A 3005-nucleotide genomic window follows, 5' to 3' on the forward strand; every position below is an offset into this window, starting at 1 on the left:
GGTGCTGGAGAGCACCCACATCCAGGCGCTGAAGTTCGTGACGCTGGAGCAGTTGCGGGCGGCAGGCTGAGAGGCGCCGCCGGCCGTTTGACCTGATGGCCGGTTCGGGATCGGTGCCGCTCCCCTCCAACGGCCTGGATCGTCTTGCAGCCGCGGTGTCGTCTTGTCTCAAGCTTGCGGGACGATTTCGGCTTCAGGGCAATGCCGCATGCCCCTCAAACAGCGCAACCAGCGGACGTGTGCCCTCAAACACCGCGTCAAACAGTTGCTTGATGCGGGGCACATGGCGCAGCTCCTGACGGGTGAGCAACCAGAGGTCGCTGCGCCACGCTCTGGGCGGCGCCGGCAGCACGCGGCAGAGGCCGGGCTCCAAATCACCCAGATAGCAGGGCAGCACCGCCAAGCCCGCGCCCGCCTTGACCAGATTCAACACATTGACATGGCTGTTGGTGCGCAGCACGGCATTGGCATCCAAGCCTTGCTGGTGCAGCCACTTGCTGGAGTCCAGGTGCGCGAAGGTCTCGTCGCCGGCCACCCAGGGGAAATCGGCCAGATTGCTGGGACTTGCGCCACCGATCTTGCGTGAGCGGTACACCGTGGACTCGATGCGGCACAGACGCCGAGCCACCAGCGGGTCCGCCGGCCGGCCGCCCGCACGAATGGCCACATCGGCCTCGCCCTTCAGAATGTCCTGCTGCACCGTGGAGGTGTTGATCAGCAGCTGCACACCGGCCTGGCGCTGGTAGGCACTGAGCAAGGGCGCCAGTGCCGCATGCATGAGGGTGTCGGTGGTGGTGAGCCGCACCACCCCACCCGGCCAGGCCGCACGCTTGCCGAGCTGCCGTGTGGCCGAGGCCAGCCCGATTTCCATGTCGGCGGCAAGCCGCAACAGCTCCTGTCCGGCCTCGGTCAGCGCGTAGCCGGACCGGCTGCGCTCAAACAGGCGCACGCCAAGCTCGGCTTCCAAGCCCCCCAGACGACGAAACACGGTGGCATGACTGACCCCCAGCTTGCCGGCAGCCGCAGTCAGCGATCCGGCACGAGCGATGTGCAGGAAGAAACGCATATCGTCCCAAGACTTGGGGCTTTGGCTCATGGCGATCTACTACGGATGGGCGTCTTGATGGTTTGCAAGTTTGACATGGTGGCTTGCATAGATGGATGAACGGAGCGTCGCGCGGGCACCTAGGCTAGAGGCTTGTTTCGTACATCCCCTGAGCCGACCAGCATGCCAAATCCCTGCATCAGCCCCCACCCGCACAGCGGTGCGGCTTCCGACTTTGATTTCTTTGTCGGGTCCTGGCGGATACAGCACCGTCGACTCAAAGACCGTCTGAGGGGCTGCGAGGAATGGGAGCAATTCGAGGGCAGTTCCGCCATGCAAAAGCTGCTGGGAGGCCATGCCAATGTGGATGACAACGTGATCCACCTGCCCGACGGCGACTACCGGGCCCTGACCCTGCGGAGCTTCGATGCGGCAAGTGGCTTGTGGTCGATCTGGTGGTTGGATGGTCGCCATCCAGGTCGGCTCGATGTGCCCGTTGTCGGTGGCTTCAAGGACGGCAAGGGCTATTTCTACGCGGACGACACCCACAGGGGCCAGGCCATTCGCGTTCGCTTCCTGTGGACTCAGTGCTCCGAGCTGGGGCAGCCCCGCTGGGAGCAAGCGTTCTCCACCGATGGCGGTGTCAGCTGGGAAGTGAACTGGGTGATGGACTTCCGCCGTATCGATGCCCTTGCCGAAGCCCCCGAATGCCGGTAATCGAAATTCGCAGCTACCGGCTTGTACCCGGCAGCCGAGATCGCTTCCATGGCCTGATCAGCCAGCAAAGCCTGCCGCTGATGCTGGAGTGGGGCATGGACGTTGTGGGCTTTGGCCCCTCGCTGCACGGCGCGGACAGCTACTTTCTGATTCGCGCCTTCAAGGACTTGATGCAGCTGGAACATGACCAGGCCGCTTTCTACGCGAGCCCCGCCTGGCGCGAAGGGCCGCGCGAAGCCATCGTGAGTCTGATCGCATCAGACAGCAATGTGGTGATGGCGATGAGCCAGGAGCGCATCGAGGCCTTGCGCGACCCAAGCATCGCCAGCCATGACTCGCGGCCCTCGGCACGAAGGCCTTGAATGAACCGATTCTGCCCATGACAGTCCCCAGCCACACCCAATTCTTCGCCCTGCACACCCAGCAGAGCCCCTTGCTTCTGCCCAATGCCTGGGACGCCGCCAGCGCTGCGCTGTTTCAACGTGCGGGAGCGAGAGCCGTCGCAACCTCCAGTGCGGCATTGGCCTGGTCGCTTGGCTACGCCGATGGCAGCACCCTGCCGCGGCATGAGTTGTTGGCGGCCATTGCGCGAATTCAAAGGGTTCTGGCCGTCCCCTTGAGCGTCGACCTGGAAGACGGCTACAGCGACTGCGCAAGGGATGTGGCGGACTTGGTCGTCGACCTCGCCCACCTGGGTGTCGCCGGAATCAACTTGGAGGACGGCGCCCAGCCGCCCCACTTGCTGGTCGAGAAGTTGGCGGCCTGTCGCCGCGCATTGGGCGAGAACGCCCTGTTCATCAATGCCAGGACCGACGTCTACCTGCGCGGCCTGGCAAGCGGTGAGGAGGCGCTCGATCTCACCGTGAAGCGTGCCCAGGCATATCAAGTGGCCGGGGCCGACGGCTTGTTTGTGCCGGGCCTCAGCCGCATTGAAGACGCCGCCTTCATCGCCGCCCACACCGCAATGCCCCTCAACCTGATGCTGCTGCCGGAACTGCCCTGCATCGCCGCCTTGTTTGCGGCCGGCGTACGCCGCTTCAGCGCTGGGCCGGCGAATTTTCTGCTCGCCTACGGGCACACACTCACTGCTACCGCGGCCCTGCTGGAGGCGCAGCATGCGCAGGGCTTGTTCGCCGACAGCGCCTTGGGCTATGCGGAAGTGAATGCGCTGTTCTCCTAGCAGCCCGCCTCACTTGCCAATACAGAAGCTGCTGAAGATCACCCCCAGCAGCTCGTCCGCCGT

At 64.4% G+C, this 3005-nt stretch carries 4 protein-coding genes; 3 read left to right on the plus strand and 1 reads right to left on the minus strand.

Translation table 11 applies throughout. From position 1 onward, the window contains the following. Window positions 1-193: 193 nt before the first annotated feature. Window positions 194-1096 (minus strand): LysR family transcriptional regulator, encoded by a 903-nt coding sequence (locus tag ACOVRJ_RS17680; RefSeq protein ID WP_422045149.1) that lies wholly within the window; start codon window positions 1094-1096, stop codon window positions 194-196. A gap of 132 nt (window positions 1097-1228) precedes the next feature. Between ACOVRJ_RS17680 and ACOVRJ_RS17685 the strand changes: the two genes are divergently transcribed. The 3 genes from ACOVRJ_RS17685 to ACOVRJ_RS17695 are packed head-to-tail and all read left to right on the plus strand — an operon-like array spanning window position 1229 to window position 2942. Beyond that, entirely contained in the window at window positions 1229-1762 is a 534-nt protein-coding gene (locus tag ACOVRJ_RS17685; protein WP_422045150.1) for a DUF1579 domain-containing protein, read from the plus strand. Further along, window positions 1753-2124 (plus strand): NIPSNAP family protein, encoded by a 372-nt coding sequence (locus ACOVRJ_RS17690; protein WP_422045151.1) that lies wholly within the window; start codon window positions 1753-1755, stop codon window positions 2122-2124. The genes ACOVRJ_RS17685 and ACOVRJ_RS17690 overlap by 10 nt, the downstream gene beginning before the upstream one ends. Window positions 2125-2141: 17 nt before the next feature. Continuing rightward, window positions 2142-2942, plus strand: a complete 801-nt coding sequence (locus tag ACOVRJ_RS17695) for an isocitrate lyase/PEP mutase family protein (protein WP_422045152.1) — start codon at window positions 2142-2144, stop codon at window positions 2940-2942. The last annotated feature ends 63 nt before the right edge of the window (window positions 2943-3005 follow it).

This window comes from Roseateles sp., from assembly GCF_049240545.1.
GTDB lineage: Bacteria > Pseudomonadota > Gammaproteobacteria > Burkholderiales > Burkholderiaceae_C > Paucibacter_A.